The following is a 24,243-nucleotide window of genomic DNA, read 5'->3' as shown; positions in this document are numbered from 1 at the left end:
CGGGACGGGACCTCGCTGCCCACTGCCAAAGGGGCCCCAGGAATGCGTGTCCCGCAGTCCATGACAGCCCGGAGGTGCGCCATGCAAATGATTTACAACAGTGACAACTACTGCATTGTCGAGTTCGGTGCCGATGTCGAGCATGCCCCGCTCGCGTCCGGCGGCTACGAGATCGTTGACAAGAACCTGAAGCGCGAGATCTTCCTCGGCGGCGAACTGGCCGAGTCCTTCCGCGCCGATGTCAAACGTCTGATCGAAAGCGAGCCGTCCGTCGAGGAAGTCGACGAGTTCCTTGGCAAGTTCGACACCATCATGACGCATGCGGTCGTGATGCACTGAGCCGGCGCCCTCCGCCCTTTGCGCCGGGACCGGGCAGCAGTCCGGCGCGGGCGGGAAGCCGGGTAATCGTTCCGGTGACGGCGCAGCCGACTGCGCCACCTGCCAGCGAGCCCACGCGAGCCCCAGCGGCAGCGTGGGTTTTTTCTTGGCACGGCGCCCTCATCGGCGCCCTCATCGGCGTCCGCGCGGCCGCTTGCTCGTCAGCCCGCGCTTCTGTCCAGTGTCCTTACCGCCTAGTATTGCTCCCAGGGCAGGCCCTCGAAGCGCCAGCCATTGACGGTATTGCGGTGCCGCTGCGGATCGAGATCGCCCTCGAAGCCGTGCAGCACGTTGTAGACCCGGGTAAAGCCGGCGCCCTCGAGGGCGCGCGCGGCGGCGGCCGAGCGGTTGCCGCTGCGACAGATCAGCAGGACTGGACGCGCCGAGGCCTGCCCGGCCAGCTTGCGCACCGCCTGCACGAAGTGCGGATTGACTTCCCAGTCCGGGCCGTCGTTCCACGGCACGTTGTGAGCGCCAGTCGGGTGGCCGACGAACAGATACTCCATTTCGCTGCGGCAATCGATGAAGAGAGCGTCGGGCGCTTCGGCCAGAAGCGCCTGCGCGTCGCGCGGGGGCAGATGTTCCATGAAGACATGCGGTTGCCAGGTGGCATCGAGTGTAGGCCTGGCGGGCTGGGGCGTGCAACCGCCCGGCCCGCGGCGCGAGGCCGCAACTGCTAAAATTCAAGGTTTCCCGCGGCATTCGCCGTCCGCCGGCGCCAGCCAGGTGCGTGATCGCGTTCCCGATCGCGTCCCCATCGGCCCGTCGCCAGCACCGAAGAGGTTCCCCACGCCATGAGCGCAGTGTCTTCCCCATCGCCAGAGCAGCAGTTCTCCAACGCCATTCCAGCCACGCGCCCCTACACCCGTGCGGCGCAGCTGCCGCGCCTGCTGCGCGAGCGCATCCTGATCCTGGACGGCGCGATGGGAACCATGATCCAGCGCTACAAGCTGGGCGAAGCGGATTACCGCGGCGAGCGCTTCGTGGACCATCCCATCGACGTCAAGGGCAACAACGAACTGCTGTTGCTGACACGGCCGGATGTCATTCGTGAGATACATGAACAGTATCTCGCGGCTGGGGCTGACATCATCGAGACGAATACCTTCGGTGCGACGCGCGTCGCGCAGGAGGATTACCGGATGGCGGACCTGGCCTACGAAATGAATGTCGTGGCGGCCCGCCTGGCCCGCGAAGCGTGCGACCGCTACAACAGCGCCGACAAGCCGCGCTTCGTCGCCGGCGCGTTCGGTCCGACCCCCAAGACCGCCAGCATCTCGCCCGACGTCAACGATCCCGGCGCGCGCAACGTCACCTTCGAGGAACTGCGCCAGTCCTATTACGAGCAGGGCAAGGCCTTGCTCGAAGGCGGCGCGGATGTGTTCCTGGTCGAGACGATCTTCGACACCCTCAATGCCAAGGCGGCCCTGTTCGCCATCGACCAGCTGTTCGAGGACACCGGCGAGCGCGTGCCGGTGATGATCTCCGGCACGGTGACCGACGCTTCCGGCCGCATCCTTTCCGGCCAGACCGTCGAAGCGTTCTGGAACAGCCTGCGTCACGCCCGGCCCGTGACCTTCGGCCTGAACTGCGCGCTGGGCGCCGCGCTGATGCGCCCCTATGTCGCCGAGCTGGCCAAGATCTGCGACGTGGCCGTGTCCTGTTATCCGAACGCCGGCCTGCCGAATCCGATGAGCGACACCGGCTTCGACGAGACGCCCAACGTGACTTCTGCCCTGGTCGACGAGTTCGCCGAGGCGGGCCTGGTCAACCTGGTGGGCGGCTGCTGCGGTACCACGCCCGAGCATATTGCGGAGATCGCCAGGAAGGTCGCCACCCGGACGCCGCGGCGCTGGCCGCAGCAATACGGCACCGCGGCCGGGGAGGCGGCGGCAGCTTGATGCTGCCCCGCCACCACGTCGCCAGATAACAACGGAGCCGGCACCGGTATCCCGCCCGCTCACCCCGCGCCTTTTGCCTTTCCACACGTCATGTCCGAATCCAATCGCCCTGCCCGCCCGATGCGCCTGTCCGGCCTCGAGCCCTTCACCCTCGACGAAGGCACGCTCTTTGTAAACGTCGGCGAGCGCACCAACGTGACGGGCTCGAAGGCGTTCGCCCGCATGATCCTGAACGGCCAGTTCGACGAGGCGCTCGCGGTGGCGCGCCAGCAGGTCGAGAACGGTGCCCAGATCATCGACATCAATATGGACGAGGCGATGCTGGATTCGAAGGCGGCGATGGTGCGCTTCCTGAATCTGATTGCCTCCGAGCCCGATATCGCACGCGTGCCGATCATGATCGACTCTTCCAAATGGGAAGTGATCGAGGCCGGTCTGCAATGCGTGCAGGGCAAGCCCGTGGTCAATTCGATTTCGCTGAAGGAAGGCGAGGAGCAGTTCCGCCACCATGCCGGACTGATCCGCCGCTACGGCGCGGCGGCGGTCGTGATGGCCTTCGACGAGAAGGGCCAGGCCGACACCTTCGAGCGCAAGACCGAGATCTGCAAGCGCAGCTACGACATCCTCGTCAACGAGGTCGGCTTCCCGCCCGAAGACATCATCTTCGATCCCAACATCTTCGCGGTCGCAACCGGCATCGAGGAACACAACAACTATGCGGTGGACTTCATCGAAGCCACCCGCTGGATCAAGCAGAACCTGCCGTATGCGAAGGTCAGCGGCGGCGTGTCCAACGTCTCGTTCTCCTTCCGCGGCAACGATGTCGTGCGCGAGGCGATCCACACCGTGTTCCTCTACCACGCGATCGCGGCGGGGATGGACATGGGCATCGTCAACGCTGGTCAGCTCGGCGTCTACGATCAGCTCGATGCCGAACTGCGCGAACGCGTCGAGGACGTGGTGCTGAACCGGCGGGCCGACGCCACCGACCGGCTGCTGGAGATCGCCGACCGCTTCAAGGGCGGCGGTGCGAAGAAGGAGGAGAACCTGCAGTGGCGCGGCACGCCGGAGAGCCCGGTGCCGGTGGCCGAGCGCCTGGCCCATGCGCTGGTGCACGGCATCACGACCTTCATCGTCGAGGACACGGAGGAAGCGCGCCAGCAGATCGCCGCCCGAGGCGGCCGGCCCATCGAGGTCATCGAAGGCCCGCTGATGGACGGCATGAATATCGTCGGCGACCTGTTCGGCGCCGGCAAGATGTTCCTGCCCCAGGTGGTCAAGAGCGCGCGCGTGATGAAACAGGCCGTTGCCCATCTGCTGCCCTTCATCGAGGAAGAGAAGCGGCTGGTCGCCGAAGCCGGCGGCGACGTGCGCTCGCGCGGCAAGATCGTCATCGCCACCGTCAAGGGCGACGTGCACGACATCGGCAAGAACATCGTCTCGGTGGTCCTCCAGTGCAACAACTTCGAGGTGGTGAACATGGGCGTGATGGTCCCGTGCAACGAGATCCTGGCCAAGGCCAAGGTCGAGGGTGCGGACATCATCGGCCTGTCCGGGCTGATCACGCCGTCGCTGGAGGAGATGGCCTATGTCGCCAGCGAGATGCAGCGCGACGACTATTTCCGCGTCAGGAAGATTCCGCTGCTGATCGGCGGCGCCACCACCTCGCGCGTGCACACCGCGGTGAAGATCGCTCCGAACTACGAAGGGCCAGTGGTGTACGTGCCCGACGCCTCGCGCTCGGTCAGCGTCGCCACCAGCCTGCTGTCCGACGAAGGGGCCGCACGCTATCTCGATGAACTGCGCGCCGACTACGATCGCATCCGCACCCAGCACGCGAGCAAGAAGGCCACGCCGCTGGTGACGCTGGCGCAGGCACGCGCGAACAAGACGCCGATTGACTGGGCGGGCTACGTGCCGCCGAAACCCAAGTTCATCGGCCGCCGCGTGTTCCGCAACTACGATCTTGCCGAACTGGCCAACTACATCGACTGGGGCCCGTTCTTCCAGACCTGGGACCTCGCCGGCAAATTCCCCGCCATTCTCAATGACGAGATCGTCGGCGAGTCCGCGCGCCGCGTTTTCTCCGATGGCAAGGCCATGCTGTCGCGCCTGATCCAGGGTCGCTGGCTCAGCGCCAACGGCGTCATCGCGCTGCTGCCGGCCAATACGGTCAATGACGATGACATCGAGATCTATACGGACGAGACCCGCAGCAAGGTCGCGCTGACCTGGCACAACGTGCGCCAGCAATCCGAGCGCCCGGTGATCGATGGCGTGCCGCGTCCAAACCGTTGCCTGGCCGATTTCATCGCGCCAAAGGACAGCGGAGTGGCCGACTACATCGGGATGTTCGCGGTGACCGCCGGCCTGGGCGTGGAAAAGAAGGAGGCGCAGTTCGAAGCGGACCACGACGACTACAGCGCCATCATGCTGAAGGCGCTGGCCGACCGTCTGGCCGAGGCCTTCGCCGAATGCCTGCATCAGCGCGTGCGGACCGACCTGTGGGGATACGCTGCCGACGAGGCGCTGGACAACGAACAGCTGATCGCGGAAGCCTACCGCGGGATCCGTCCTGCTCCCGGGTACCCGGCTTGCCCCGAGCACACCGTCAAGCGCGCCATGTTCGATGTCCTCGACGCACCGGAGATCGGCATGCAACTGACGGAGGCGCTGGCAATGACCCCGGCCGCCTCGGTCAGCGGCTTCTATCTGTCGCACCCTGACGCGACCTACTTCTCGGTCGGCAAGATCGGCCAGGATCAGGTGGAGGATATGGCGGCACGGCGCGGCGAAGACCGCGCCAGCGTGGAGCGGGCGCTGGCGCCCAATCTGTGAAGCGGGCCGGCTGCGCCGGCCCACCTTGCTAGCCCATCTATTGCTCTCGCCACGCCGGCGGCCAGACGCGGTCCAATGCCCGTTTCACTTCGGGCGTCTCGCGGGCAGCGCGACGCAACAGCGCCAGCATGTTGGCGGCCAGTATTCGCGTGCAGGTGTGGTGGTCGTCGATGGTGCCGCAAAGCCGCCGCTGCCAGTTTCCCCAAGTATCTGTCGTCAGCAGGGTGGAGTCCCTTGCAATCGCGCTATTGAGCAACGCGAGCGCATACCGTCGGATCGCCACGGGAGAGTCATTGGTCTGGCCCAGGAATTCCTCCGACGACAGCCGCGTCCACATGACGGACAGGCACAGCAATAGCCAGGCGGCAGAGATCGAGCCGTCCTGTGGCGACGCCAGCCGCAGCAGCGCATCCTCGTGGCTCGGAACGAGCATCGGCAGCCCTGCTGCTGCATCGGAGGACATCGACATCGGATCGAAGATCCGGTGCAGCGCCGTTTGGTGCTCCTCCGAAACCAACCTCTCGGTCGCCACATTGCTCGAAATGGCCAGGAAGATGGCATTGAAGCGGCTGCCCAGCGGGAACAGCTCCAGCATCTCGAAATGCAGGCCCGCTGACATCTGATTCCGGTAGACGGCCGCCAGCAAGGGGCAGAAGCTCAGATCGTCCGGCACCGAAGCCGCGCCTTCCTGGTACCCAGCGGCGCTGCCGTTTGCGTCCGGCGTGCACGTCAGCCGATAGAGATTGGTCCATGGGATCCGGTGCTCGCCCTCCGCCGCCGGCATCAGTCGCACCCGCTGCTCGTAGTACTGGGGCGAGATCAGCAGGACGCGGCTGAGGTCAGGGGAGAGCAGCGGGAACATCCGTTCGTTATCGCGCGCCTCGATTGCGTCGATGGCCCGATTCATATCCGCCGGAAGGCAATCGCGGTAGATCGCCTCGAGCGCCTCGGTCACCGTGGCGGCCCGCTTGGGAGCGTCAGGCCGGCGGCCCAGGAGAACCAGCTGCATGATCGCCGGGCTTAGTGCCGCGGCCGCGTGCAGCGGTGCATGGCTGTTCATCAGCCTCTCCACTGCCATCTGTGCCACCGAGGCCAACTGGTGCGCAGTATCGGGCCAGTCGAGCAGGCGCGCGCCTGCCCCGTCCAGCGTTCTCTGCAGCTGCTGATCGATCGCGTGCTGAAAGTTGCGGGGTCCGTGCTCGCGGTAGTCCGGATACGCGTGCAGGAATAAATAAACCTCTGCCTTCAGCAGCGTGGCGGAATGACGGGAATCGTCCGGCATTGAAGCGGCTGCAGACAGCACGGCTTCAATGAGGGGGACCGCCGCCGCCTCGAGCAGCGGCGCCGCCGCCGAGTGCAGCCGGCCGAGCAACGTGCACCAGTATCGCGCCACCTCCTCACCGACAGGCTCTGGCCTGAGCCACTGCATTGCCCGCGGCGCTGGCGAAGGCCCGAAGGTGAGCCGCCCGCCGTCGACGAAGTCGGCAGAGGCGAACCAGGCGCCGTCCGTGACGAGGTTGCGGAAGCACGGGTTGCGCAGCTGCGCGCTTCGCAGCGTCGTGCTCCACAATTGACAGCGGTCGAACTCGGGCGCCTGCAGCGACGCCTCATCGAACGACACGAAGCGGAATTCGCAGTTCTGGAAGACGGCGCCATGGCCTTGGCATTGCTTTAGCGACGTGGCGTCGAATCTCGCATCCTTGAACTGGACGCCGGTCAGATCGGAGCCCTCCAGCGACGCCTCGCGCAGACTCACGCCGGTCCAGCGCGCGCCCCGCAGCGAGGCGCCGTCCAGGATCGCGTTGCCGAGCCCGACGTTGCCGAGCACGGTTCCGGAAAGATCGGCTCCCGCGAGATCTACGCGCAGTCCCGACTGCGCGGCCGCCCTCACCGCGTCGCTGATACGCGTCAGGCCGGCCGAAGGGTGGGCGCGGCGATCGTAGGCGGTCGTCAGCGCGTCCTTCAGCCGTTCCCTGACTTCGCGGGCGGACACGACATGCCGGTGCAGCCGGAACACGTGCAGCAATGCGTTCAACAGGCAAAGGAAACGCGCCTTGCGAGCGACCGGCCTCACCTGTATGCGGGGCGCTTGCCCCGCTCGATGCGGCTCGCCGACGCGCACCCGGTACTCGACGCCCCTCAATCGCAGCTGCCCTCCCTCTGGCGTCAGGCAGGCTTCCAGGAATCGTCGGAACGCGGGTGCATGAAGGTCGGGACTGATCGCAAAGCCGGTGCAGGCGCGGTCGAAGTCCGCAACGTTGTTGGCAGGGACGTGCAGGCACAGCTCGGCGGCGCGTCCAGCCAGCGCCTGCGCGACGCGGATGGCAGTCGGCCCGGGCTCGTCGACCACGCCGCGCTGCCCTGGTGCGCCGTCCGGCATACGGAACAAGCGCCGAACCTCGTACTCTCCCGTCGCCATGACGTCGACGCGGAATTCCTGGCCGCATACTCTCAGGCGGCCGTGCTTGCCGATCCGGCGCAGGTCGGCCCACCGCAACCGGCCGATGTCTTCGACTTCGCTCAGGGTCGGGGTTCGGTCGAGCAGGGTCCGGAGGGATTCGACGAGAGGGAGGGGAAAAACGGGCATCATGGCTGGTCGGAACTCGGCAACGGTAAAGAAGCGGCACTCGCTCGAAGCGCCCGATTCTTCCGTGCAATGTTCCGGTTTGCTGTCGAAACCGCCGCCGCATTTTGTGTTGTGCGCAGGTCGCCCACCGTTTGTACCGGAGGTGTCAGCCTGACACCGACATTCCGCCGTCTTTGTAATGACTACAATGCATCAGGCAAAAAACCCGGCCTGAACAGTGAAAAACGGGCCTAAAACGAGGCAGGGGGAATTCCATGATTCGCGTCCTGATCGCCGACGATCATCAGATCGTGCGTGCCGGTCTGCGCCAGTTCATCTCGGACGAGCCGGATATCCGTGTGGAAGGCGAAGCCGCCAGCGGCGACGAAGTGATGACGCGGCTGCGCGAGAGCGAGTTCGACGTCGTCGTGCTCGACATCTCAATGCCTGACCGCAACGGCATCGACGTGCTCAAGCTGATTCGCCAGCGGCACCCCGATTTGCCTGTGCTGATCCTCTCCACCTATCCTGAGGACCAGTATGCGATCAACCTGATCCGCGCCGGTGCCTCCGGCTACCTGACCAAGGAGAGCGCGCCGGACGATCTGGTCAAGGCGATCCGCACTGTCGCGCAGGGACGCCGCTACGTCAGTGCGACGGTCGCCGAGCTGCTGATCGGCGGACTGGAAAAGCCCACCGACCAGCCGCTGCACCAGACGCTGTCCAAGCGCGAGTTCCAGATCTTCTGCAAACTCTCGCGCGGGCAATCGGTTTCGGTCATCGCCGACGAGCTGTTTCTCAGCGTGAAGACGGTGAGCACCTACCGCTCGCGCATCCTGGAGAAGATGGGCATGAAGACCAACGCCGATCTGACCTATTACGCGATCAAGAACGGACTGGTGGAGTAACCGCATGGGCATCGCCACGCCTGCCCGGCGCGAGCGCGAGGGAACTCGCGCGCCTGCTGTAGGACGGACCCGGATATTCGGGTGCGGGACCCATTGCTAACATCGAGCCATGTTGGATCAAGCCGCGGCATCCTCCTACCGTACGCTGCGGGTCCTGCTGATCGAGGACTCGGCGGTCCTTCGGAGCATGTTGCTGGAGTACCTGGACGCATTCTCCTTCGTCGAGTCTGTGGATTGGGCGGATACCGAGAGCACAGCCATCCGCCAGTTCGAAAGCGGCAGCTACGAGGTCGTCATCGTCGACCTGCAGCTGCGCCAGGGGAACGGCATCAACGTGCTGCGCGCGATCCAGAAGGCCAAGGCGCCGGGCATCCGCATCGTCTATACGAACCATGCCCATATGCCGACATATCGCCGCCAGTGCGCCGAGGCAGGAGCGGATTACTTTTTTGACAAGTCGCTGGAACTGGAGCAGGTGTTCCGCGTGATCGAAGAATACGCGCAGGTGCCTTCCCAGACGTAGGCATCGCGAGTGCCGCCCGGGCGCCACACGCCGACCCGGGCCGCCGATTTTCCCGCTGCGGCATTGCCGCATCCACGCTAGAAAGAAGGAGATCGTCATGAAGAAGCTGATCGCGCTGTTCGCCCTGGCTGGCATCACCCTGGTAACCGGCTGCAACACCATCAAGGGCGCCGGCAAGGATATCGAAAGGGGCGGCGAGAAGGTGCAGAGCGGCGCCGAGCAGACCCGTCAGAAGATGTAAGCAAGGTAGCGCAAGGCAGGCAAGGACAGACAAGCAAAAGGGAGCCCGCGGGCTCCCTTTTCTTTTGCCGGTCGGCCTGGGCCGGCCCGTTGGGCCGGCCTTGTCGTCATTCAGGCCGCGCCGCTGGTGGCGCCGCCGGGATGCGGATTCTCGGGGCCGCCCGCGCTACCGGGCACAGCCGGTGCTGCCGCGGGCGCCGCCGCGTCCTCCACCGGAGGCAGGTCCTCCTCGGGCGGGGGCGGCGGTGCCACCACCGTGTCGTCCAGCGGTACCGCGACGCGGACGCTGACACCGCCCTGCGGCGCGGAATCGATGGTCAGCGTGCCGCCCAGTGCGATCACGCGCTGCTCCATGCCCAGCATGCCGTGATGGCCCGAGGTGCGCCGCGATTCGATATCGGGCGGCAGGCCGCGGCCGTTGTCCCGCACCTCGAGCAGCAGCGTATCGTCGCGGCGCAGCAGCAGCACGACGATGCGCGTGGCGTCCGCGTACTTGCTGGCGTTGGTCAGCGACTCCTGCACGATCCGGTACAGCGCGATGGCGGCCGCGTCGCGCAGCGGCGGCACGGCCTCGTCCAGCTGCACTTCGGTCTCCCAGTGGTTGCGCGCCGCGACTTCCTCGATCAGCTGCGCCACCGCTTCCTTCAGCCCGAGGTTGAGCAGTACCGTCGGCCGCAGATCCTCGATCAGGCGGCGCTTGATCTGGATGCCCTGGTCCACGTGCAGCATCACCCGCGTGAGCTTTTCCTGCACATCCGGATGACTGTCCTTCAGGCGCCGGCGCACCCAGTGCATGTCCAGTTTGGTGGCGGTCAGGATCGCACCGAGCTCGTCGTGCAGCTCGCGCGCGAGCCGGGTCTTCTCGTCTTCGGTGACGCGCTGCAGGTGCGACGCCAGCGCCGAGAGCTGGCGCGTGCGGGCGCGCACCATCCGGTCCAGGCGCGCGCTCTCTTCCTTCAGTTCGCTGCGCGCGGCTTCGGATACCGCCAGCCGCCGCGAATGCTGGAAGCCCACGATCACCAGCAGCACGATATTGATCGCGGTCAGCAGGCCGATGCCGTAGCGCGACAGGTTGATATCCCGGTCCGCGTGCTCGAGGTTGCGCGCTACCGAGGCCGCGGAGCGCGCCCGCAGCGCCTCCAGTCCCAGCCGCGCCTTCTCCATGGTCTGCTTGCCGAAATCGGTGCGGATCAGATCGAGCGCCACCTCCACGTCGCGCTTGCCATAGATCAGCGTCAGTTCCATTTCGGTCAGCTTGCGGCTGATCATCAGCGACGCTTCGCTGAACTGCTTGAGCGCTTCGGGATCGTCCGCATACCGCATGCGGATATCGCTCATCAGCGCGTGAATGCGCGGAATGGCGCGATGGTAGGGCTCCAGGTAGCTTTCGCGTCCGGTCAGCAGGTAACCGCGCTGGCCGGCTTCCGCATTGACCAGTTCGGCCAGCAGCGCGCTGATGTCGCTTTGCACGTTCTGCGAACGGATGACCTGGGAATAGCCCTCGCGCAGCCGGATATTGCCGGCTTCGGACGCAATCAGCACGACCACCGTCAACAGGATGCCGCCGGCCAGCAGCAGGGTGGAGCGCAACGATGACAGCTTCAACATGATGGGTTTCCGATGCCGCGCTTGTCCGTGGTTGCAAGCGCGTGACTGCGCCGATGGAATCACAACGCCAGCCTCGGGTCAACCGGCCCGATGGTGCCCGCCCCCCGCACGCCACAGCCACTCTTGCCAGCGCACGCGTGCCGTCTTCCTACTCGTAGGAAACGGCTGACAGGGGAATCGGTGCACCGATGGTGTCTCCTTAAAGTGGCGATTCCTACCATGCTTCCATGGTCACGCGCACTGTTGCGCAGACCGGCAAACAGGGAGAACCGCATGCTGAAGTGGGCCTTGATCTTCGCCATCATTTCCATCGTTGCCGGGGTGCTCGGCTTTTCCGGCATCGCGGCCGGTGCGGCGGGCATCGCCAAGGTCCTGTTCTTCCTGTTCCTGATCTTGTTCGTGCTGTTCCTGGTGCTCGGCGTTACCGTCTTCAAGAAGGTGGTCAAGTAGCGGCCGGTCTTTCAACCTGAATCGGTCGCGCGGCGTCGCGGCAGTCGCGAATTCACAAGGGGAGTTTCGCCATGCTCTATTACGCACTGGTCTTTTTCATCATCGCGCTGGTCGCAGCGGTCTTCGGCTTCGGCGGGATCGCCGCTGGCGCCGTGGAGATCGCCAAGATCCTGTTCTTCATCTTCCTGGTGGTTGCGCTGGTCACCTTCGTGATGAGCCTGGTCAGGAAGGGTCGATGACCTGTCGCCAGTGATGAGATCCACCTGAGGTCCCGGGGCTGCGCATCGGTCGCTGCCGTGACGCCCCCGGGCCCGTCCCAGACGTCGAAAGGAGAGCGAGATGCTGAGTCGCAAGATGGACAAGGAAGCCCACGAGCTGGCCGATAGCGCGAACGACACGGTCGACGAACTGCGCCGGGCCGGCCGCCACACCGCCGGCTCGGCACGCGAAGCCGCGATGCCGGTGCTCGACGAGGTGCGCAGCCTGCTGTCGCAACTGCAAACCACGGTCTCCACGTTGTCGCGCGACGGCAGCTCGGAAGCTGCGCACGCGAGCCGGCGACTGCAGGAGCGTGCCCGCATGCTGAAGGACCGGGCGCGCGACATGACGATGGAAGGCGCGGTTCGCGCCCGCACCCGGGTCAACCACGCGGTCGAGGATGTCGAGCATCGCGTGGTCGAGTCGCCGATGAAGGCGGTGATGATCGCCGCCGCCGTTGGCGCCCTTGCGGCGATGCTGCTGATCGGCGGCACCGCGACGGCAGTGCGCCGCAACGGCCAGGAATAACGGCTGGCACCAGGGCGGCCGGTCCAGGTACCGGGGAGGACCGCCGCCCTATAAAACGAATCCCCACAGGAGAACCGGATAGATGGATACCCCGACCAAGGACGGCATGGGCGCTGGCGCTGCGCAGCAGGGCGGCCCCAGCCAGGGCTTTCTGAGCGACATCGAAACCATTCGCGCCCGTGCGCGCAAGCACATCGAGGACGGCGCGGTGACGCAGAACTACGACGCGGACCGTGCCACGGTGCTCAAGCTGCTCAACGAGGCGCTGGCGACCGAACTGGTGTGCGTGCTGCGGTACCGGCGCCACCACTTCATGGCCAAGGGCATTCACGCCGAGCCGATCGCCGCCGAATTCAAGGTCCATGCGGACGAGGAACAGCAGCACGCCGACCGCATCGCCGCACGCATCGTGCAACTGGGCGGCGAGCCGGATTTCTCGCCGGAAGGACTGGCTGCACGCAGCCACTCCCAGTATGTCGAGGCCGACGGCCTGACCGAGATGATCAAGGAAAACCTGATTGCCGAGCGCATCGCCATCGAGAGTTACCGCGAGATGGTGCAGTATCTCGGCGAGCGGGACCCGACGACGCGACGGATGCTGGAGGAGATCCTCGCCGTGGAAGAGGAGCATGCCGACGAACTGGCGGACATGCTGAGCCAGGAGTAACGACTGCAGCACCATGTGCCCTGCGCAATCGGCCAGGGCGCATGCTCCGCCGCCGGCAGAGCCACGCCGGTGGCGGCACAGAACAGGCTTGCCGGTCATCTCCGGCGGCACGACGGAATTGCGGCGCCTCCCCCGACGCCGCGATATCGCGGTACCCCCCTTCGGATCCCCCCTGATCCGGCGGCCCGGCCCCCATGGCCGGGCGTTTTTTTGCCCTTTCGATGTCAGGGGCGTGCCGTCACGCCCCGGGTCGCCGGATCAGACGCCCCACAGCACGTCGGCCCCTTCGCGCAGGGAGGCGCGCAGCATGTCAAGGAACGGATAGGCGCGCTGCCCGAGGTGCAGCGGTTCCTCCTCGTCCTCCTGTTGCGCCTGGTCGGCCGAATCGGTGCGGTCGGCGACTTTCTGAGCCTGGCTCGCATCGGCGACCGCCGCCTCGAGGCGATGGATGGCGCGGGGAAGCTCGGCGTGGGTGATGACGCCGCGTTCTCCGAGCGTCTTGCCCACGATGCCCAGCAGTGTCACCGCGAGGTCGTTCATCATGGTCAGATCCTGGCTCGCACGACTTTTGAAGGTGATCAGCATGGTGTCCTCGTTATTGGCATGGAAAGGGTAGCCCGGTAGGCCGGTAACCCGAGCACCAGCGCCTACACTGAATACTGACCGGAAAGTGTGGCCGGGGGTTCACTCGACCGCATCGGTGGGAGCGCCGGTCCGGCGCTTGCCTCCTGCCCGCCGATGCACGGTCTGCGGGCCGACCTCGTGCCCTGGCAGCCGGCGCGCGTTTTAACGGGTGCTGTCAGCATAGCACCTGATAAAATCCGCGTTCTGCTATCCATCGCCCGCCACACGCAGGGGCAGCATCCCGCTTCCCCGCTGTCGATGCCGCCCCGGCGCAGCCGCCTTCTTGCCGGTTCGCGGGCCCACACTATTTCATGCTGCCTGCTCAGACCACTCAACTCGCCGCCGCCTTCTCGGACGCCGTCCGGGCAGTCGCGCCGGCCGATGCCGTCCTTCCCGCCGTTGCCTTCGAGCGCCCCAAGGTGGCGGCGCATGGCGACCTGGCCTGCAATATCGCCATGCAGGTCGCGCGCTTGCTCAAGCGCAATCCGCGCGAACTGGCGCAGCAGATCGTCGATGCCGTACAGGCGGACGAGCGCGCCGCGGCGCTGATCGCGTCCATGGAGATTGCCGGGCCGGGCTTCATCAACCTGCGCCTGTCGGGCAATGCCAAGGCGCAGGCGCTGCGCGCCGTGCTGGAAGAGGGCGATCGCTTCGGCGCGCAGCAGCAGGGTGCGCGCGGCAAGGTGCTGGTCGAATTCGTCTCCGCCAACCCGACCGGGCCGCTGCACGTGGGCCACGGCCGGCAGGCGGCGCTGGGCGATGCGCTGGCCAACCTGCTCGGCTGGCAGGGGTTCGACGTCCATCGCGAGTTCTACTACAACGACGCCGGCGTGCAGATCCAGACGCTGGCGATTTCGGTGCAGGCGCGCGCCCGTGGCCTGAAACCCGGTGATGCAGGCTGGCCGGAGTCGGCCTACAACGGCGACTATATCGCCGACATCGCGGCCGATTTCCTTGCCGGCAAGACGGTCAGCGCCTCCGACGGCGAGCCGGTCACCGCCTCGGGCCAGGTGGACGACATCGATTCGATCCGCCGCTTCGCCGTGACTTACCTGCGCAACGAGCAGGACATCGACCTGCAGGCCTTCGGCGTGCGCTTCGACCGGTACTACCTCGAATCGTCGCTCTATACCGACGGCAAGGTCGAGGCGGCGGTGCAGGCGCTGGTGGCGCGCGGCAAGACCTACGAGAACGAGGGCGCGCTGTGGCTGCGCACCACCGACGACGGTGACGACAAGGACCGCGTCATGCGCAAGACCGACGGCACCTATACCTACTTCGTGCCCGACGTCGCCTATCACACCACCAAGTGGGAACGCGGCTTCCACAAGGTAATCAACGTGCAGGGCAGCGACCACCACGGCACCATCGCGCGCGTGCGGGCCGGCCTGCAGGGACTGGACATCGGCATCCCGGTCGGTTATCCCGACTATGTCCTGCACAAGATGGTCACGGTGATGAAGAACGGCGAGGAGGTGAAGATCTCCAAGCGCGCCGGTTCGTACGTCACGGTGCGGGACCTGATCGAATGGAGCAACGGCGGCGACGAGACCATCCGCGGCTGCCTGGAGGCGGGCGTCGCCGACTGGCCGCAGCGGTTCGCCCGTGGCCGCGATGCGGTGCGGTTCTTCCTGCTGTCGCGCAAGGCGGATACCGAGTTCGTGTTCGATGTGGACCTGGCGCTGAAGCAGAACGACGAGAACCCGGTGTACTACGTCCAGTACGCGCATGCCCGCATCTGCTCGATCTTCGAGAGCTGGGCCGGCGCGGACTGGGCCGGGCGCCTGGAAGCCCTGGCCCGCGCCGATCTGTCGGCGGTGACCGGCGCCGGGGCCAGCCCGCAGGCGTTGGCGCTGGGTCAGCGGCTGGCCGCCTTCCCCGACATGCTGGCGCAGGCCGCTGCGGAACTGGCGCCGCACGCCGTGGCGTTCTATCTGCGCGATCTCGCTGGCGACTTCCACGCCTTCTACAATGCCGATCGCGTGCTGGTCGACGACGAGCCCGTCCGCCTGGCCCGGCTGGCGCTGTTGGCGGCGACCCGCCAGGTGCTGCGCAACGGCCTGGCGGTTATCGGCGTCAGCGCCCCGCAACGGATGTGAGGGAGAACCGCGCGCGCGGCCTGGCCGCTATCCCTCGCTTCGCCACGAAAGCGGCCGAGGATCGTCCGGGAACGTGCGCAACGGCTCTATAATCTCCCCGCTATACCCAAGAGGACTCCATGCAACAGCAACGCAAGCGTGCCCCGCGCGGGCAGAGCCGCGCCAGCCAGCGCGGAGGCACGTTACTGGGATTGGTGCTCGGCCTGATCGTCGGCCTGGCCATCGCCGTGGTGGTCGCGCTCTACATCACCAAGGCGCCCGTCCCCTTCCGCAAGGGCAGCCCGAAGCCCGCCGAGCAGGGCACGGCGGGCGGGCTGCCGCAGCAAGGCCAGCAGGCACAGCAGCCGCCGTCCGATCCGAACCGGCCGCTGTGGGGCAAGACGCCGGCCAAGCCGGTGGCCCCGGCCGAGCCGCCGCCGAACCGCGCTGCGCAGCCGGCCGAGCCCAGCCGCGCCGAGCGCCCGACGGAGCAGCCGGCCGAACGCCCGGCGGACCGCACCGCGCAAAAGCCGGCGCAGCCTGCGCCGCAGGCTCCGGCACAGTCGCCGGCCGAACGGCCGGTGACCGACCCGATCGCCGAGATCGCCCGCGCCGATGCCAGCAAGGTCGGCTATCTGCTGCAGGTCGGCGCCTTCCGTTCGCAGGACGATGCCAACCGGCAGAAGGCCAACCTGGCGATGCAGGGGTTCGAGGCCAAGGTCACCGATCGCGACGTCAACGGCGTCAAGCTGTATCGGGTCCGGCTGGGTCCGTACAACCGCATCGAGGAGATGAACCAGGCGCGCGACCGGCTGCAGTCCGCCGGCTTCGAAGCCTCGGTGATCCGCTTCACCCGGCAGTAAAGGCATGGGCCGTCATGGCGCTCCAGTGAACCCGGAACGCCGCGGCGAGTCTTAGCGTGGCCGGCCGTCCGTCGAGAACGGAGCCGGCTTCATGCACCTAACGGGCAGTCCGCCCTCCGCAACCTGCTTTCAATCCGCAAATCCGCCATGAAGACCTTCGCCGCCCTGTTCGCCGCCCTCGCCACCGTGGCCGGCTTCCTGATGTCCGCGCCGGCGCATGCCGCGCCCACCGAGGGCAAGGAGTACCAGGTCCTGCGTGCCCCGCAGCCGGTGACGCCGGGCAAGATCGAGGTGACCGAGTTCTTCTGGTACGGCTGCCCGCACTGCTACGATTTCGAGCCGGACCTGGAGGCGTGGGTCCGCAAGCAGGGCAAGGACGTGGTGTTCAAGCGCGTGCCGGTCGCCTTCCGTGACGACCTGCTGCCGCACACCCGCATCTATTACGCGCTGGAGTCCATGGGCAAGCTCGACGCGATGCACACCAAGGTCTTCAACGCCATCCATTCGGAGCGCAAGCGCCTGCTCGACCCGAACGAGATCGCCGACCTGATGGCGAAGAACGGCGTCGACCGCAAGGCCTTCCTCGATGCGTACAACTCGTTCTCGGTGTCGACCAGCACCACGCGCGCCAACAAGATCGCCGACGCGTACAAGATCGACGGCGTGCCGACCATCGTGATCCAGGGCAAGTACGTCACCTCGCCGTCGATCGCCGGCTCCAAGGGCGGCGCGGTGCAGACCATGGACTACCTGGTCGACCAGATCCGCGCCAGGAAGCTGTAAGACGCTGGCGACCGCGTCGTCCCACCCGGCCGGTCCTGCAGCCCGCGGGCCGGCCGCAACTTCCCTCCCACGCCCCCGCCGATGCGACCCCTGAAGGTGTTCCTGACCGGCGCGTCGAGCGGCATCGGCGAGGCACTCGCCCGCGAGTACGCTCGCCAGGGCGCCATCCTGGGCCTCGTCGGCCGGCGCGAGGACGCCCTGCAAGCGCTGGCTGCCTCGCTTCCCAATCCGCATGCCGCCCGCCTTTACACGGCGGACGTGCGCGACGCCGCGGCGATGCTGCAGGCCGCGCAGGATTTCATCGCGCATCACGGCTGCCCGGATATCGTCATTGCCAATGCCGGCGTGTCGGTCGGCACGGTCGCCAGCGCCCGTGAGGATCTGGACGCGTTCCGCCAGGTGATGGATACCAACTGGTTCGGCATGCTGACGACCTTCCAGCCCTTCATCGGTCCGATGCAGGCCCGCGAGCCGGTTACGGGCCGCTGGCGCGGCACGCTGGTGGGCATTGCCAGCGTGGCCGGCGTGCGGGGCCTGCCCGGGGCCGGCGCCTACAGCGCCTCCAAGGCGGCGGCGATCCGGCTGCTGGAGAGCCTGCGGCTGGAGCAGCGGCCGCACGGCATCCGCGTCGTCACCATCGCGCCGGGCTATATCCGCACGCCGATGACGGCGCACAACCCCTATCCGATGCCGTTCCTGATGGATGCGGATGCCTTCGCCCGCAAGGCTGCCGCCGCCATCGCGGCCGGGCGCCGGTGGAAGGTGATTCCCTGGCCGATGGGGCTGGTGGCGGCGGTGCTGCACGTCCTGCCGCGCGCGCTCTACGACGCGCTGTTCATGCGCGCGCCGCGCAAGCCGCGCAAGACCGATGAGGACGCCGCCGGCACGCCGTAGGCGTCAGGCCGCGGTATAGGCGGTCTTCACCGTCGTATAGAACTCCTGTGCATGGCGGCCCTGCTCGCGCGGGCCGTAGCTCGACCCCTTGCGCCCGCCGAACGGCACATGGAAATCGACGCCGGCCGTCGGCGCGTTGACCATCACCATGCCGGCCTGCGCATGGCGCTTGAAGTGGGTCGCCAGCTTCAGCGAGGTGGTGCAGATGCCGGCGGACAGCCCGAACTCGGTATCGTTGGCAAGCGCCAGCGCTTCGTCATAGTCCCGCGCCGCGATGACCGCCGCGACCGGGCCGAAGATCTCCTCGCGCGCAATCCGCATGGTGTTGTCGCAGTCGACGAACAGCGCCGGGCTCAGGTAGAAGCCGTCCTTTTCCAGCGACAGCCGCTCGCCGCCGCACAGCAGCCGCGCGCCTTCCTCCTTGCCGATGGCGATATAGCGCTCGTCCTGCTCCAGCTGGCGTGCGTCCACCACCGGGCCGATCTGCGTGCGCGGATCGCGCGCGTCGCCCACCACCAGCGCGCGGGTACGCTCGGCAAGGCGGGCGACGAAGGCGTCATGGATGCCGCGCGTGACGATGATGCGGCTGGACGCGGTGCAGCGCTGGCCGGTGGAGAAGAACGACCCTTGCAGGGCCACCTCCACCGCCTGTTCCAGGTCGGCGTCGTCGGTGACCACCAGCGGGTTCTTGCCGCCCATCTCCAGCTGAAACTTCGCCATGCGCTGGCACGCCTGCGCGGCGATGGCGCGCCCGGTCGCCACCGATCCGGTGAAGCTGATCGCATCGACCTGCCGATGTTCCACCAGGCGCTGGCCGACCTCGCGGCCGCGGCCCATCACCAGGTTGAAGACCCCGGCGGGAAGGCCGGCGCGGCTGAGGATCTCGGCCAGCGCCCAGCTCGACCCCGGCACCAGTTCGGCCGGCTTGAACACGACGCAGTTGCCCCAGGCCAGTGCGGGCGCGATCTTCCACGCCGGGATCGCGATGGGGAAGTTCCACGGGGCGATCAACGCCACCACACCGACCGGCTCGCGCGTGACCTCGACGCCGATGCCCGGACGCACCGACGGCAGCAACTCGCCCGCGCTGCGCAGCGCCTCGCCGGCGAAGAACTTGAAGATCTGCGCGGCGCGCATGACTTCGCCGGTGGCCTCCGGCAGCGTCTTGCCCTCCTCGCGGGCCAGCAGATCGCCCAACTCGGCGCGGCGCTGCAGCAGTTCGTTGCCGACGAAGTCCAGCACATCGAAGCGCTGCTGCGGCGTGGACAGCGACCACTTGCCGAAGGCCCGGCGGGCGGCATCGACGGCCTGGTCCACGCAGCCGGCGTCGCCCTGCGCGTAGTGGCCGATCACGTCCGCCAGGTCGGATGGGTTGACGTTGGGATGGCTGGCGGTGCCGGCGACCCATTCGCCGGCGATGTAGTGGGGTTGGATCTGCGACATGGCTTCCTCGGGCTGCAGTGGCGTCAGGACGAAAACGGTCAAAAGAAAGCCGCCGGCTTTCCGGGCGCCTCGCCGGGGGGAGAAGCGCGCGGATCGCCGGCGGCAAAGAAACTGCGGCGGTGCGGGCCTGGCTCTGCCGGGCTTATTCCTGCTCGATGCCAGCGGTGCGGATGATCTTGCCCCAGCGGTCCAGCTCGGCCAGCTGGAAGCGGCCCAGTTCCTCGGCGCTGGACAGCGCGATCTCCTGGCCGCTCTGCTCGACCACCTGGCGCACCGACTGCGCGGCCAGCGCCTGGTGCACGATCTGGCCGATCCGCTGCACCACCGGTTGCGGCGTGTTGGCGGGCGCGTACAGCGCGTTCCAGTAGCCGGCCTCGTAGCCCGGCAAGCTGGCGGCGATCGGCGGCACGTTGGGGAACAGCGGCGACGGCTTCGGACCGCTGATGCCGAGCGCGCGCAGCTTGCCCGAGCGCACGTGCGGCAGGCTGGCGGGCAGGTCGACGATCATCAGGTCGGTCTGGCCGGCCACCAGATCCACGACCGCAGGCGGGTTCGCCTTGTAGGGGACGTGGTTCATCTCGGTGCCCGTCATCTGCTGGAACAGCTCGGCCGCGACCCGCGCCGACGAACTGCCCGAGCCGTAGGCGAGCTTGCCCGGCTCCTTCTTCGCCAGCGCGACCAGCTCGGCCACGTTGTTGGCCTTGACCTTCGGGTTGACCACCAGCAGCTGGTAACCCTTGGTCAGCAACGTGATCGGCGTGAAGTCCTTGATCGGGTCGTAGGGCAGCGTCTTCATCAGATGCGGGTTGGCTGCCTGCGTCGTGTTGGTCGTCATGAACAGCGTGTAGCCGTCCGGCTTGGCGCGGGCGACGGTCTGCGCGGCGATGCCGCCCATCGCGCCAGCGCGGTTCTCGACCACCACGGCTTGTCCGGTCAGGCGGGTCACCTCGTTGCCCACCGCGCGCGCCAGGCCGTCGGTGGCGCTACCCGGGCTGGACCCGACCACGATGGTGATCGGGCGGGTCGGATAGGTTTGCGCGGCGGTCGCGCCAGCGAAGGAAGCGAGCGCGCAGAAGGCGAGCAGGGTACGGCGAAGTTGCATGGTCAGTCTCCAGTCGGGTTGTTGTTCTGGGGGGGGCGGGCGCGAGCGCGCCCCGTGCCCCTGCGCAAGGCGGGGCACCGAGGCAAACCACAGGGAAATCAGCGGGCGAGGCCCCAGCCGGACATCAGCTCGCGCAAGCGGCCCAGCTGCGGGTCCTGCAGCGGCCACGCCGAGGGCGGGCGGGCGGCGCCACAGTCGTTGCCCATCAGTTGCAATGCGGCCTTGACCACGGTGACGTTGGTGCCGTTGTTCTCCTGCGCGCGCAGCTCCTCGAAGGGCAGCATCTCGCCGATCAGGCGCATCGCCGTGGCATGGTCGCCGTCTTCCAGCGCGCGATGGATCGCCACCGAGCGCTCGGGCATCACGTTGATCAGCCCGGAGGTGAAGCCGCGCGCGCCGACCGCATAAAAGGGCGGCGCCCAGACTTCGGCCAGCCCGCCGATCCACGCGAGGCCGCGGTCGGCAGTGCGGCGGATCGCCTCGGCCAGCACCAGCGGGGTCGGCGCGGCCCATTTGACGCCGATCACCTGCGGGATGCGGCACAGCTGTTCGATCGCGGCCAGACCGATGTTGTCGTTGCGCAGGTACAGCACCAGCGGCAGCCCCTGGGCGGCCTCGGCGATGCGCTGCACGTAGGCGACCACGCCGCGCGGCGCGACGAAGGGGTCGGGCGGCTGGTGCACCATCAGCGCATCGGCGCCGGCGTCGCGCGAGGCCCGCGCCAGCGCGCAGGCTTCGTGCACGCTGCGGCCGACGCCGCCGACCAGCGGCACCCGGCCCGCGACGTACTCCGCGGCCACATGGATCATGCGCACGGCCTCGGCTTCGCGCAGGCCATAGAACTCGCTGGTATTGCCGTTGGCGACCAGCACCTGCACGCCGGCGTTGACCGCACGGTCCACCACCGGCGCGAGCGGGGCTGGCGAAACGGTATCATTCGCGTCGAATGGCGTGACCAGGATGCCGGAAATGCCATTGAGCGCCTCTCGCAGCGCGGAACCTTCGAAAGTCGCCACTTGATCTCCTGTCGGACGGGGCAAGAAAGGTCCCTACTTTAGGAACGACGTGCCCGTGGCGTCCAATTCAAACTGGCGATTCCCCAATTCAAACTTTGAATCGTGTTCCAGCTATCCCATCTGCGCAGCTTCGTCGCCGTCGCCACCGAGCTGCATTTCGGCCGGGCCGCCGCGCTGCTGAACATGACGCAGCCCCCGCTGACGCGGCATATCCAGCTGCTGGAGCATGAACTGGGGGTGCAGTTGCTGGAGCGCTCGGGCGGCGCGGTCCGGCTGACGCCGGCCGGCGCAACCTTCCTGCGCGACGCGGAGGACATCCTGCGCCGCAGCCAGGCGGCGAAGCTGGCCGCCCGGCGGGCGATGCGTCCCGATGCCGGCAGCGTCAACATGGGGTTCATCCCCGCCGCCAGCTTCACGCTGCTGCCGCGGATGCTGGCGGCCATTCATGCGGGCCTGCCGGAGGTGGACATCGCGCTGCGCGAGATGCAGACCGACGCGCAGCTCGAAGCGATCGCCGCCGACCGGATCGAGCTTGGCGTGGTGCGCCCGTTCGCGCCGCGCAGTTTCGCGGAGTCGGCGCCATTGCTGCGCGAACCCTTCGTGCTGGCCGCGCCCCTGGGCCACCCGCTGCTGCAGGGTGAGCGGCTGCCATTGCGCGCGCTGGAAGGGCAGCCCTTCATCGAGTTCTGCCCCTCGGAATCGCGCTATCTGTACGAGATCGTCGCCGGCCGGCTGCGCGCGGAAGGGGTGGCGCCCGACACGGTGCAGACGCTCAGCCACACGCATTCGATCCTGTCGCTGGTGGACGCCGGCATGGGCCTGGCGCTGGTGCCGCAGTCGGCCTGGCGGCTCGGCTATGCGGGCGTGGGATTTCGGGCGTTCGACGACCAGCCGGGGCTGGACGTGGAATTGCACCTGGTCTGGCGGCGCGGTACGTCGAACCAGGTCGCGCAGACCGTGCGCGACCACCTGCTCGGCGCCTTTCCGGTGGTTCAGTCGCGCGAGAACCCGTAGGCGCGCTCCACCTTGCAGATGCGCAGCTGGAAACCGTCGTACCAGCGTTCGCGCCCCCGGTTGCGTGCCTGGACATGCTCGGCATGCGCACGCCAGGCGGCAATCGCGTCCAGGCTTTGCCAGTAGGAGACGGTGATGCCGGGCGCCCCCGGCGCGCTGCCGTCGCGCACCGATTCCACGCCGAGGAATCCCGGCATGCCGCTGGCCAGTTCGACCATGCGCTGCGCCGCCGCGCCATAGCCGTCATCGGCCGTGGCGGGCGTGCGGGTGGAGGTGAAGATCACCGCGTAGTACGGTGGGGCAGGGGTTTGCGCAAAGACAGTGTCGGACGCCATGGCGGATCCCGAAGCGAGCGAGAAAGCGAGCGAGAAGGCGACAGAGGAAGGGGCGGTCAGGCCGCGCGGAAGCGGATCACGCCGTCGTCATCGGTCTGCCGCTGCAGCCGGCCATCGTGCCACAGCAGATGCAGGTGCGCCAACGCCTCGCCCATGGCGAAGGTCATCTGGTGGATGTCGAACTGGCGGCGGAACATCACGCCGACGATGTCGTGGGCGCTGCACGGTTTCCCCGCGCAGGCTTCCAGGGTTTCCGCCAGTCGCTCGGCATGGTGCTCATGCAGCTGCCGCAGCCGCGTATGCAGGTTGCGGAAGGGGCGGCCGTGCGACGGCAGCACCAGCGTGGCCTCCGGCAGTTCCTCGTAGCGGCGCAGCGAGCTCAGGTACAGCGCCAGCGGGTTCGCCTCCGGCTCCATGTCGAACACGCTGACGTTGGTCGAGATCCGCGGCAGCACCATGTCGCCGGAGATCAGTACCTGGCGCTCGGCGTTGAACAGCGCGACGTGTTCCGGCGCATGGCCGAAGCCGGTGATGACCCGCCAGCGGGACGCCGCCGGATCGTCGCCCATGACGACGATGTCGCCCTCCATCAGCCGCCGGTATTGCGTCGGCAGCGCCGGCACCAGCGTCGAATAGTAGCTGCGGCGCGCGCGCAGCTTCTCCAGGCTGTCCGGATCGTTCAGGCCGTGGCGGGCGAAGTGGCTGGCGGCGAAGTCGCCGCCGGCGTTCGATCCCACGCCGTTGCCCCCACCCATCACCCGCGCGCTCATGTAGTCGCCCAGGCTCATCCACAGCCGCACGCCCCAGCGCTCGCACAACCAGTGCGCGAGGCCGACGTGATCGGGATGGCAGTGGGTGACCAGCACGCGCAGCACCGGCAAGCCGTCCAGCCCGTTGGCGAAGATCGTCTCCCAATGCGTCTTGATGGTGTCGTCAGTAATGCCGCAGTCGATCACCGTCCAGCCGTCCCGGCCCTCTATGCGGTCGCGCACCAGCCACAGGTTGATATGGTCCAGGGCGAACGGCAGCGGCATGCGCAGCCACCAGACGCCGGGCGCCACTTCCTGGCGGGTGCCGGGCGCGGGCATCTGCTCGCCGTAGGGATACTGGAGCTGGTGTTCGAGGGCGTTCATGGGGTGTCTCTCCTGGCGAGGTCTGGGCAGCGCGGCTGCGGACCTTCTCGTACGGGTTGCGGCTAGGCGGGCCGGCCCGCCTCTTTGCAAGGC

The 24,243-nt window shown here is 67.5% G+C and carries 25 protein-coding genes; 16 read left to right on the top strand and 9 right to left on the bottom strand.

Annotation, left to right across the window (positions count from 1 at the left end; translation table 11 throughout):
* The first annotated feature begins 81 nt into the window (after positions 1-81).
* Positions 82-339 (top strand): DUF3567 domain-containing protein, encoded by a 258-nt coding sequence (locus K6V06_RS07075; RefSeq protein ID WP_222241418.1) that lies wholly within the window; start codon positions 82-84, stop codon positions 337-339.
* A 233-nt stretch (positions 340-572) separates the two neighbouring features.
* Here the strand turns inward: K6V06_RS07075 and K6V06_RS07070 are convergent, their stop codons facing one another.
* Positions 573-965, bottom strand: a complete 393-nt coding sequence (locus tag K6V06_RS07070; RefSeq protein WP_222241416.1) for a rhodanese-like domain-containing protein — start codon at positions 963-965, stop codon at positions 573-575.
* Positions 966-1,220: 255 nt separating this feature from the next.
* Between K6V06_RS07070 and K6V06_RS07065 the strand changes: the two genes are divergently transcribed.
* Together K6V06_RS07065 and metH are read left to right on the top strand one after the other, a co-directional pair.
* Entirely contained in the window at positions 1,221-2,279 is a 1,059-nt protein-coding gene (locus K6V06_RS07065; RefSeq protein ID WP_222241557.1) for a homocysteine S-methyltransferase family protein, read from the top strand.
* Between the two features lie 90 nt (positions 2,280-2,369).
* Positions 2,370-5,117 (top strand): methionine synthase, encoded by a 2,748-nt coding sequence (gene metH, locus K6V06_RS07060; protein WP_222241414.1) that lies wholly within the window; start codon positions 2,370-2,372, stop codon positions 5,115-5,117.
* A gap of 37 nt (positions 5,118-5,154) precedes the next feature.
* On the opposite strand, the gene K6V06_RS07055 is transcribed toward metH, so the two are convergent.
* A complete protein-coding gene (locus K6V06_RS07055; RefSeq protein ID WP_222241412.1) occupies positions 5,155-7,152 on the bottom strand; it encodes a pentapeptide repeat-containing protein in 1,998 nt (665 codons plus the stop codon).
* Between K6V06_RS07055 and K6V06_RS07050 the strand changes: the two genes are divergently transcribed.
* The 4 genes from K6V06_RS07050 (at position 7,114) to K6V06_RS07035 (ending at position 9,355) form a co-directional block, all read left to right on the top strand.
* A complete protein-coding gene (locus K6V06_RS07050; RefSeq protein WP_222241410.1) occupies positions 7,114-7,938 on the top strand; it encodes a hypothetical protein in 825 nt (274 codons plus the stop codon). The genes K6V06_RS07055 and K6V06_RS07050 overlap by 39 nt on opposite strands.
* A gap of 20 nt (positions 7,939-7,958) precedes the next feature.
* Positions 7,959-8,591: a response regulator transcription factor gene (locus K6V06_RS07045; protein WP_222241408.1), complete on the top strand. Its 633-nt coding sequence runs from the start codon at positions 7,959-7,961 to the stop codon at positions 8,589-8,591.
* 109 nt (positions 8,592-8,700) lie between these two features.
* Positions 8,701-9,114, top strand: coding sequence for a response regulator (locus K6V06_RS07040; protein ID WP_222241398.1), 414 nt, complete (start codon positions 8,701-8,703; stop codon positions 9,112-9,114).
* A gap of 97 nt (positions 9,115-9,211) precedes the next feature.
* Positions 9,212-9,355, top strand: coding sequence for an entericidin A/B family lipoprotein (locus K6V06_RS07035; RefSeq protein WP_222241396.1), 144 nt, complete (start codon positions 9,212-9,214; stop codon positions 9,353-9,355).
* Positions 9,356-9,465: 110 nt separating this feature from the next.
* Here K6V06_RS07035 and K6V06_RS07030 read toward each other — a convergent pair whose 3' ends face one another.
* Positions 9,466-10,962 carry a CHASE3 domain-containing protein gene (locus tag K6V06_RS07030; protein WP_222241395.1) on the bottom strand — a complete coding sequence of 499 codons (1,497 nt, stop codon included), beginning with the start codon at positions 10,960-10,962 and terminating at the stop codon, positions 9,466-9,468.
* A 273-nt stretch (positions 10,963-11,235) separates the two neighbouring features.
* Between K6V06_RS07030 and K6V06_RS07025 the strand changes: the two genes are divergently transcribed.
* From K6V06_RS07025 to K6V06_RS07010, 4 genes are all read left to right on the top strand, one after another.
* Positions 11,236-11,412, top strand: a complete 177-nt coding sequence (locus K6V06_RS07025; protein ID WP_222241393.1) for a DUF1328 family protein — start codon at positions 11,236-11,238, stop codon at positions 11,410-11,412.
* Positions 11,413-11,483: 71 nt separating this feature from the next.
* Positions 11,484-11,651, top strand: a complete 168-nt coding sequence (locus tag K6V06_RS07020; RefSeq protein WP_006579618.1) for a DUF1328 domain-containing protein — start codon at positions 11,484-11,486, stop codon at positions 11,649-11,651.
* Between the two features lie 100 nt (positions 11,652-11,751).
* Positions 11,752-12,198: a hypothetical protein gene (locus tag K6V06_RS07015; RefSeq protein WP_222241391.1), complete on the top strand. Its 447-nt coding sequence runs from the start codon at positions 11,752-11,754 to the stop codon at positions 12,196-12,198.
* 106 nt (positions 12,199-12,304) lie between these two features.
* Complete coding sequence (locus K6V06_RS07010; protein WP_222241555.1) at positions 12,305-12,865, top strand: bacterioferritin; 561 nt, start codon at positions 12,305-12,307, stop codon at positions 12,863-12,865.
* A 258-nt stretch (positions 12,866-13,123) separates the two neighbouring features.
* On the opposite strand, the gene K6V06_RS07005 is transcribed toward K6V06_RS07010, so the two are convergent.
* Positions 13,124-13,450 carry a DUF1840 domain-containing protein gene (locus K6V06_RS07005; RefSeq protein WP_222241389.1) on the bottom strand — a complete coding sequence of 109 codons (327 nt, stop codon included), beginning with the start codon at positions 13,448-13,450 and terminating at the stop codon, positions 13,124-13,126.
* 350 nt (positions 13,451-13,800) lie between these two features.
* Between K6V06_RS07005 and argS the strand changes: the two genes are divergently transcribed.
* From argS to K6V06_RS06985, 4 genes are all read left to right on the top strand, one after another.
* Positions 13,801-15,588 (top strand): arginine--tRNA ligase, encoded by a 1,788-nt coding sequence (gene argS / locus K6V06_RS07000; RefSeq protein WP_222241387.1) that lies wholly within the window; start codon positions 13,801-13,803, stop codon positions 15,586-15,588.
* A 119-nt stretch (positions 15,589-15,707) separates the two neighbouring features.
* Positions 15,708-16,430 carry an SPOR domain-containing protein gene (locus K6V06_RS06995; RefSeq protein ID WP_222241385.1) on the top strand — a complete coding sequence of 241 codons (723 nt, stop codon included), beginning with the start codon at positions 15,708-15,710 and terminating at the stop codon, positions 16,428-16,430.
* A gap of 147 nt (positions 16,431-16,577) precedes the next feature.
* A complete protein-coding gene (locus K6V06_RS06990; RefSeq protein ID WP_222241383.1) occupies positions 16,578-17,213 on the top strand; it encodes a thiol:disulfide interchange protein DsbA/DsbL in 636 nt (211 codons plus the stop codon).
* Between the two features lie 81 nt (positions 17,214-17,294).
* Positions 17,295-18,107, top strand: a complete 813-nt coding sequence (locus K6V06_RS06985) for an SDR family oxidoreductase (protein ID WP_222241382.1) — start codon at positions 17,295-17,297, stop codon at positions 18,105-18,107.
* Positions 18,108-18,110: 3 nt separating this feature from the next.
* Here K6V06_RS06985 and K6V06_RS06980 read toward each other — a convergent pair whose 3' ends face one another.
* The 3 genes from K6V06_RS06980 to K6V06_RS06970 all read right to left on the bottom strand — a co-directional run bounded on the left by K6V06_RS06980 (position 18,111) and on the right by K6V06_RS06970 (position 21,668).
* Positions 18,111-19,541, bottom strand: coding sequence for an aldehyde dehydrogenase family protein (locus K6V06_RS06980; RefSeq protein ID WP_222241553.1), 1,431 nt, complete (start codon positions 19,539-19,541; stop codon positions 18,111-18,113).
* Positions 19,542-19,692: 151 nt separating this feature from the next.
* Entirely contained in the window at positions 19,693-20,652 is a 960-nt protein-coding gene (locus K6V06_RS06975; protein ID WP_222241380.1) for a tripartite tricarboxylate transporter substrate binding protein, read from the bottom strand.
* Between the two features lie 98 nt (positions 20,653-20,750).
* Positions 20,751-21,668, bottom strand: a complete 918-nt coding sequence (locus tag K6V06_RS06970) for a dihydrodipicolinate synthase family protein (protein ID WP_222241378.1) — start codon at positions 21,666-21,668, stop codon at positions 20,751-20,753.
* A gap of 102 nt (positions 21,669-21,770) precedes the next feature.
* On the opposite strand from K6V06_RS06970, the gene K6V06_RS06965 reads away from it, so the two are divergent.
* On the top strand, positions 21,771-22,682 hold the full coding sequence (locus tag K6V06_RS06965) for a LysR family transcriptional regulator (RefSeq protein ID WP_222241376.1): 912 nt from the start codon (positions 21,771-21,773) through the stop codon (positions 22,680-22,682).
* Here K6V06_RS06965 and K6V06_RS06960 read toward each other — a convergent pair.
* Both K6V06_RS06960 and K6V06_RS06955 read right to left on the bottom strand, forming a co-directional pair.
* On the bottom strand, positions 22,661-23,017 hold the full coding sequence (locus K6V06_RS06960) for an antibiotic biosynthesis monooxygenase (RefSeq protein WP_222241374.1): 357 nt from the start codon (positions 23,015-23,017) through the stop codon (positions 22,661-22,663). The two genes, K6V06_RS06965 and K6V06_RS06960, sit on opposite strands and share 22 nt — an antisense overlap.
* Positions 23,018-23,073: 56 nt before the next feature.
* Entirely contained in the window at positions 23,074-24,150 is a 1,077-nt protein-coding gene (locus K6V06_RS06955; RefSeq protein WP_222241372.1) for an MBL fold metallo-hydrolase, read from the bottom strand.
* Between the last annotated feature and the right edge of the window lie 93 nt (positions 24,151-24,243).

Origin of the sequence: Cupriavidus sp. AU9028 (assembly GCF_019795295.1) — a bacterium.
In the GTDB taxonomy this organism is placed as follows: Bacteria; Pseudomonadota; Gammaproteobacteria; order Burkholderiales; family Burkholderiaceae; genus Cupriavidus.
Note: the sequence above shows the minus strand (reverse complement) of the source record. Positions and strands in the feature narration are given on the sequence as shown.

Coding starts and splice junctions, on each gene's coding strand:
- K6V06_RS07040 (WP_222241398.1), top strand. CDS start 8,701: ATGTTGGATCAAGCCGCGGCATCCTCCTACCGTACGCTGCGGGTCCTG.
- K6V06_RS06985 (WP_222241382.1), top strand. CDS start 17,295: ATGCGACCCCTGAAGGTGTTCCTGACCGGCGCGTCGAGCGGCATCGGC.
- K6V06_RS07030 (WP_222241395.1), bottom strand. CDS start 10,962: ATGTTGAAGCTGTCATCGTTGCGCTCCACCCTGCTGCTGGCCGGCGGC.
- metH (WP_222241414.1), top strand. CDS start 2,370: ATGTCCGAATCCAATCGCCCTGCCCGCCCGATGCGCCTGTCCGGCCTC.
- K6V06_RS06990 (WP_222241383.1), top strand. CDS start 16,578: ATGAAGACCTTCGCCGCCCTGTTCGCCGCCCTCGCCACCGTGGCCGGC.
- K6V06_RS07010 (WP_222241555.1), top strand. CDS start 12,305: ATGGGCGCTGGCGCTGCGCAGCAGGGCGGCCCCAGCCAGGGCTTTCTG.
- K6V06_RS07020 (WP_006579618.1), top strand. CDS start 11,484: ATGCTCTATTACGCACTGGTCTTTTTCATCATCGCGCTGGTCGCAGCG.
- K6V06_RS07015 (WP_222241391.1), top strand. CDS start 11,752: ATGCTGAGTCGCAAGATGGACAAGGAAGCCCACGAGCTGGCCGATAGC.
- K6V06_RS06960 (WP_222241374.1), bottom strand. CDS start 23,017: ATGGCGTCCGACACTGTCTTTGCGCAAACCCCTGCCCCACCGTACTAC.
- K6V06_RS07025 (WP_222241393.1), top strand. CDS start 11,236: ATGCTGAAGTGGGCCTTGATCTTCGCCATCATTTCCATCGTTGCCGGG.
- K6V06_RS07005 (WP_222241389.1), bottom strand. CDS start 13,450: ATGCTGATCACCTTCAAAAGTCGTGCGAGCCAGGATCTGACCATGATG.
- K6V06_RS06975 (WP_222241380.1), bottom strand. CDS start 20,652: ATGCAACTTCGCCGTACCCTGCTCGCCTTCTGCGCGCTCGCTTCCTTC.
- K6V06_RS07070 (WP_222241416.1), bottom strand. CDS start 965: ATGGAACATCTGCCCCCGCGCGACGCGCAGGCGCTTCTGGCCGAAGCG.
- K6V06_RS07035 (WP_222241396.1), top strand. CDS start 9,212: ATGAAGAAGCTGATCGCGCTGTTCGCCCTGGCTGGCATCACCCTGGTA.
- argS (WP_222241387.1), top strand. CDS start 13,801: ATGCTGCCTGCTCAGACCACTCAACTCGCCGCCGCCTTCTCGGACGCC.
- K6V06_RS07075 (WP_222241418.1), top strand. CDS start 82: ATGCAAATGATTTACAACAGTGACAACTACTGCATTGTCGAGTTCGGT.
- K6V06_RS07050 (WP_222241410.1), top strand. CDS start 7,114: ATGCCGGTGCAGCCGGAACACGTGCAGCAATGCGTTCAACAGGCAAAG.
- K6V06_RS06955 (WP_222241372.1), bottom strand. CDS start 24,150: ATGAACGCCCTCGAACACCAGCTCCAGTATCCCTACGGCGAGCAGATG.
- K6V06_RS06995 (WP_222241385.1), top strand. CDS start 15,708: ATGCAACAGCAACGCAAGCGTGCCCCGCGCGGGCAGAGCCGCGCCAGC.
- K6V06_RS07045 (WP_222241408.1), top strand. CDS start 7,959: ATGATTCGCGTCCTGATCGCCGACGATCATCAGATCGTGCGTGCCGGT.